Source organism: Halanaerobium sp. (assembly GCF_003070835.1).
Map to the genome: position 1 here is coordinate 1 of NZ_QBLR01000239.1, position 6,526 is coordinate 6,526.

5 protein-coding genes are annotated in these 6,526 nt (G+C 33.1%); 1 reads left to right on the plus strand and 4 read right to left on the minus strand.

The window, feature by feature from the left end; genetic code table 11:
* The coding region (locus tag CI949_RS16290; RefSeq protein ID WP_290768218.1) for a patatin-like phospholipase family protein at positions 1–1,554 on the minus strand (1,554 nt) is incomplete at its 3' end.
* A gap of 214 nt (positions 1,555–1,768) precedes the next feature.
* On the opposite strand from CI949_RS16290, the gene dmpI reads away from it, so the two are divergent.
* A complete protein-coding gene (dmpI, locus tag CI949_RS16295; protein WP_073159919.1) occupies positions 1,769–1,954 on the plus strand; it encodes a 4-oxalocrotonate tautomerase DmpI in 186 nt (61 codons plus the stop codon).
* Positions 1,955–2,070: 116 nt separating this feature from the next.
* Here dmpI and CI949_RS16300 read toward each other — a convergent pair whose 3' ends face one another.
* From CI949_RS16300 to CI949_RS16310, 3 genes are all read right to left on the minus strand, one after another.
* A complete protein-coding gene (locus tag CI949_RS16300; protein WP_073159917.1) occupies positions 2,071–2,790 on the minus strand; it encodes a glycosyltransferase family 2 protein in 720 nt (239 codons plus the stop codon).
* Positions 2,791–2,920: 130 nt separating this feature from the next.
* Positions 2,921–5,995 carry an efflux RND transporter permease subunit gene (locus CI949_RS16305; protein ID WP_290768225.1) on the minus strand — a complete coding sequence of 1,025 codons (3,075 nt, stop codon included), beginning with the start codon at positions 5,993–5,995 and terminating at the stop codon, positions 2,921–2,923.
* On the minus strand, positions 5,992–6,526 hold a 535-nt coding region (locus CI949_RS16310), incomplete at its 5' end, for an efflux RND transporter periplasmic adaptor subunit (protein WP_290768227.1). The genes CI949_RS16305 and CI949_RS16310, both read right to left, overlap by 4 nt.

Sequence of the window (6,526 nt, forward strand, 5' to 3'; positions counted from 1 at the left end):
CTCAGATAAAGACTGCCCTCTATAAATTATTGGAGAATCTAATAAATTAGTATTATTATAAACTATACTGCTTTCTAAATTCCATTTGGAGCCAAGATCTAAATGGATAATATTAGATGATAACACTTTTGCCTCTGACCTATCGATATTATAGATAAAATCATTTTCTGTCTCAAAATCAAATAAATTACCTGTTTTACCAAAGCTGCTGCTCAGTAAATAATATTCTTCATTTCTTTGCTGTCCATAGCCCAGAGAACTCTGAAAATAATCAGCAAAATATTTAATTTCAAAACGATAGTCATCTTTGGTCTCAGACTGATAATCATTTGCATAAGCTAAGAAAAGATCGGTCCTTTTGGTCAGTTTTTTCAACTCAAGGCGAGCTTCATATCCTTCATTAAAAAAATCATCACCCTTTATATCAAAAGATAAATTATCTTTTTTTAATTCTATTCCTGTCTGAAAATTATCTTCAAAAGGAACTATCAGTTCCTGATCAAAATAAGATTGATCATGTCCATAATTCAAAAATAGTGATCTATCACTACCATCGACAATAAAGCGATTATTTTCAAGATCATTTAAAATATCCTGAATATTTACTTTTTCTTTTTCTTCATATTTATAAAATTCAATTTCTCTTTTTTCTAATTCTTGTTTTAAAGAAGGTATTATTTTTTTTGTGCTTTGATAACCATGTTTTACTAATTTAGGAGCCTGATTAAAATCCATAAAGGTGTAATCATCTACATCAATATCAATAACAAAATCAGCATAATTTTTTATTATCTGTTGAGAATAATTATCCTGTATGATATTTAAAAATCTATTAATAGAAGCTGAAGCACTATTAAATGTTTCGTGATTTTCCTTTGGAAAAGAAGTAGTAGCAATTACAAAATCTGCTCCCAAAACTGCGGCAGCCTTAGCGGGAGTTGCTTCCAAAATTCCTGCATCCATAAAATATCTGTCATTACGAGTTTCAATTGGAAAATAAATTGGAATTGAATAAGAACTCTGGATAACTTCTGATATTCTACCACTAGTGGTAATATATTTTTTTCCTTCCCCAAGTTCAAAACTCAAAAGGGCTGCGGGAGTCTGAAAATTTTCTAACCTTTTATTAGGTGCAATCTCTTCTAAAAAAAGATTTAGCTTTTTAGTATCAATTAAAGAACCACTACCACCGATACCTGGTTCAACAAGCCGACCAAATGAAGTAGTTGTAACTACATCAAGCATCTGCTCAGTATTTAAACCACTTCCATACATCACACTGACTATTGCTCCCATGCTGGTCCCTGTCATAAAATAAGCTTTGATTACACCAAAGTTAACCATTGCTCTGGCCCCTCCACCTGAAAGAGCCAAACCAACAACAGGGCGCCTCAAATTATTATAATTAGCAGTAAAATCATCATAATTTTCTACTAAATAACTTTCTCCTCCCAATTCAATTTCTGTCACCTCAAGCTCATTTGCCTGCTCTGCATAAACAGATGTAGAAAAAACAATTATTACTATCCAAATAAACAAAAATATTTTTTTCATTATCTCACCCTCGATGAAAAACTAAGTAAGGATAATTTGAATTATCCTTCATTATCTGCATTATACTATATAATACCTGTTATTTCTAGCTTTTTAAACAGATAATATCTCAGATTCAGATTTTACTTTTAAACTAAAATAAAATATAATATTAGTGTAGAGAAGATTTTCGTCTAAAGTCGCAAATCAATAATCTAAAAAGGAGGAATCATTTATGCCACATATTGTTTTTGACGGACCTGAACTCAGCAAAGAGCAGAAAAAAGAACTTATTAAAAATTTCACCGATACTGCCAGTAAGGTCACAAATATTCCTAAAGAAGCATTTGTTGTAATGATAAAAGAAAACGATCTAGAAAATATTGGTGTTGGTGGAGAACTTTTATCTGAAAAAAAGTAAATATTATTCCTAAAATTAGAAAATAATTATTCACTAAAGAGCTCCCTGGAAATCTTATTTAAAAGCTAATTATTTATTTCCCGGGAGTTTAAATTTATAAAATTTCTAATCATAAATTAATCCCTCTTTATTGTATAGTTTATAATTCTCTTCTTCATCCATCTCATAACAAGAGTATCCAGCAAACCACGCCACATCCTATTATTTACTCCATATTTTGATTCCCCATATTTGCGAGGATAATGATTAACTGCAACTTCCTTAACCCTGTATTTATTCATTCGCGCCAGGGTAGGATAAAACCTGTGCATTCCCTTAAAAGGATAAAACTCTTTATGTATTTCATTTTTGAATATCTTTAGAGGACAACCTGTATCAGTAATTTCTTCACCAGTAATAAAATTCCTAACCCCATTAGCAATTAATGAAGATATCTTTTTAACAATTCCATCATTACGATTAACTCTTTTCCCGACTACCATATCATATTCTTTAAGATAGGGAAGCATTTTAAATATATCCTCCGGTCTAACCTGAAGATCTGCATCTAAAGTAATTATATATTCACCTTCAGCTTCTCTAAACCCTGCTAAAAAAGCCGCAGTCTGACCATTATTCTCCTTAAAATGTACTGCCGAAAGTATTTCTATTTCTGATGCAAGCTCATCTATTTTTTTGCTGCTTCCATCCTGACTGCCATCATCAACATAAATGATCTGATAATCTAAATTTTCACTTCCTAATTCTTCAATAATGCTCTCCGTTAAAGGAGATAAATTTTTAAGTTCATTATAAACTGGTACTACAATTGAAAAATCATACTTATTCTTTTTCATGTCCTCACAACCTTTTAAAATATAGTTCTTATCCGTTTCTATTGGTGAAAAAAATAGCTAAAAAGAAAACCCTTAGTTTGTCAATTTTTTTAATCCGGGAAGTCTACAAAACTCCCCGGATTTTTATTAATTAAATTAGTTTAGATGCCTCTTCTTTTGTAATCCCTTTTACTTTTGCAACTACAATTGTTCGCAAATCCGTCACTAAAGAATAAAAAATCGGAATTACAAAAAGAGTTAAAAAAGTAGCAAAGGTTAAGCCACTTACAATTACAATTCCCATCGGCTGAGTTGATTCTGAACCTTCACCAATGCCCATTGCTATCGGTAAAAGACCCAAAATAGTTGTTAAAGCTGTCATCATAATTGGCCTTAATCTAACTGTTCCAGCTGTAATTATAGCCTCAATTTTTTCTGTACCCTTACGCCGCAGCTGATTAATATAATCAACCATAACTATAGCACTGTTTACAACTATCCCCGCTAGAGTTATTAAGCCTAAAATTGAAGGTACTGAAACTATACTATTAGTAATATACATTCCAAAAACAACTCCAATCAATGCTAAAGGAATAGTAAACATAATAGTAAAGGGATGAACAAGTGACTCAAATTGAGAAGCCATAACCATATAAATTAAAATTATAGCTAACCCAAAAGCCATCGCAAGACTGCTAAATGATTCCTGCATATCTTCAAATTCACCTTCATAGCTAAATTTATAACCATCTGGTAATTCAATTTTAGCTAAACGAGATTGAATTTGCGCCATTACCGTCCCCAGATCTACACCATGGATATCAGCAGTTATTTCCGAATAACGCTCTTGATCTTTACGCAGTATTTCTACAGGACCTTCAGTTATTTTTAAATCAGCTAATCGGCTGAGAGGGATCATCTCTCCTGTAGATGTTTGGATATTAAGCTCAGATACTTGAGACATTTTTTCGATTTGATCTTCTTCTAGACGAACTCGAATATCATACTCATCACCTGCAATTTCATACTGAGTAGCAGTTGTACCATCAATAGCAGATCTAACTGTATTTGCAATCTGACTTACATTCAAGCCAAAACGGCTTGCTATAGAACGATTAACATTAATTTGATATTCAGGCTGTCCTTCAGCAAAACTATCTTCAATTTCTCTCAATCCTTCAATATCTTCAATAGCAGCAACAGCTTTTGTGCTCTGCTGTTCTAAAATATCTAAATCTGGTCCTCGTAATTTCACATTAACAGGTGACCCTCCTCCACCAGGACCCTGCTGTTCTTCTACTGAAAGATCTAAATCTGGTATTTTAATTGTAGATCTTACTGCTTCCATAATTTCAGTAGTTGATCTATCTCGTTGGTCTTGATCAACTAATTGGACACTTGCATTTCCCAGATGACTGCTAGTAGAAGAAGACATTCCACCACCAGAACCAACAGTAGCAATTATTGTTTCAACTTCATCAAATTCCATCAATACAGATTCAATTTCAGCAGAGACTTCATTTGAACGGTCCAGGGAAGTTCCAACAGGTAATTCATAACTTACTGAAAATGCTCCCTGATCAGTACTCGGCATAAATTCAAATCCTATTTGAGGAACTAAAGCTAAACTAGAAACTAATAAAACAATTATTAAAACAACAAAAACCCACCGATGTTTAAGTGATTTAGTTAATGCTCTTTTATATAAACTCTTTATTTTCCCGTCTTTTTTACTGCGATCAAGCTCTTCCTGTGAGACCTTCAGAATTTTAGAAGCCAACATTGGGATTAAAGTTAAAGCAACCACTAAAGAAGCAATTAAGGAAAAAGCTACTGTTAAAGCTAAATCTTTAAATAATTGCCCAGCCATCCCTTCTACAAAAACGATTGGTAAGAAAACAACCACAGTTGTAATTGTAGAAGCTACAATCGCCATTCCAACTTCAGTCGATCCCTCACGAGCAGCTTCAATTTTACCTTCACCTAGACTTCGGTATCGATAAATATTTTCTAATACAACTACTGCATTATCCACCAGCATTCCGACTCCAAGGGCCAGTCCCCCTAAAGAAATAACATTTAAGTTAACATCAGCAAAATACATTAAAATAAAAGTACCAATAATAGAAATCGGCATTGCAGTTGCAATAATTATTGTACTTCTAATATTCCTTAAAAATAAAAAGAGAATAATAACAGCTAATAAACCACCAACTACTGCATTCTGACTTACACTGGCAATTGATTCTTCTATAAAATCAGATTGATCCATTGCTAAAGAAAAGCTATAATTTGGATATTCTGCTTTAATTTTATCTATTTCTTGGCGGACAAGCTGAGCAACCTCAACTGTATTGGAATCAGTCTGTTTTTGAATTGAAAGTGAAAGACTCCGCTCACCATTAGTTCTAGATAAAGTAGATAAATCTGCAAAATCATCTTTAATTTCTGCTACATCTGATAATTTGATTTGTCCATCTCCAACTGGAATATTTATATTTCTTATTTCATCTAAATTAGAAAATTTTCCTACAGTTCTAACTAAAAATTCTTTATCTCCCTGTTTAACATCTCCAGCTGAAACATTTATATTTTCACCCCGAATAAGATTTATAATTGTTTCAAAGTCAAGATTATAATGACTTAATCTATCTCTTTTTAAAGAGACAACTATTTCTCGGGTCAACCCCCCTTGCATATTGACCTGGGCCACCCCTGAAATTCTTTCCAGACGAGGAATCAAATCATCATCCACTTCATCTTTTAACTCATCAATTTTTAGCCCAGCTGCTGAAACACCATAATTCATAATCGGCATCATTGAAGGATCAAATTTAAAAATCATTGGACTATCGGCATCTTCTGGTAAAACAGAACTACTAATTAAATCTACCTGTTCTCTTAAATCCTGAACCGCAAAATCCATATCTCGGCCCCAGTTAAATTCAACTACTACTGTCGAAGTTCCACGCGAAGAAGTTGAATTAACACCTTTAACACCTTCTACAGTGGCAACTGAACTTTCAATTTGCTTAGAAATTAAATTTTCGATTTCTTCTGAGCCAACACCTTCATAATTTGTAATTATAGCTGCTCCTGGAAAAGTTATATCTGGAAAAAGATCAAGACTCAATCTTGAGAGGGCAACTGATCCTATTAAAAGTACCATCAAGATAATCATTGCAGTTGTTACTGATCTCTTTATCGAAAAATCTGATATTTTCATCGATTTCTCACCTCAACTGACTGTCCATCCTCTAGGTTGCTTTGACCCCTTATAACTACCTCTTCTCCAGCAGTTAAGCCAGCTAAAATTTCAACTTTACTGTCAGTTGCAATTCCGATCTGAATATCTTTTCTTAGAGCTTTACCAGACTCAATAACAAAGATATATGGTTGATCACTATTTAAATCAATAATACTTTCGATTGGGACAACAACTGCTTGGCCTGCTTTACCTTTTGCTAAACTAACATCTGCAAACATACCTGCTCTTAATTTATGATCAGGATTAGGAATTTTTGCTTTAACTAAATAGGTACGGCTGGAAAGGTTAGCTGCGGGTGATATGTTGGTAATTTCGCCTTTTATATAATGCTGCATTGTCTCAGCTTTTACTTCTACAACTTCACCTTTTTTAACTGCAGAGGCAGTTGAGGCTGTAACATCAATTTCTGCATAAAGTTCTTTAGTATTAACCAGATGAATAACGGTCTGACCGGCAGTTATTATTTCCCCCTGATCAATATTAACTTTA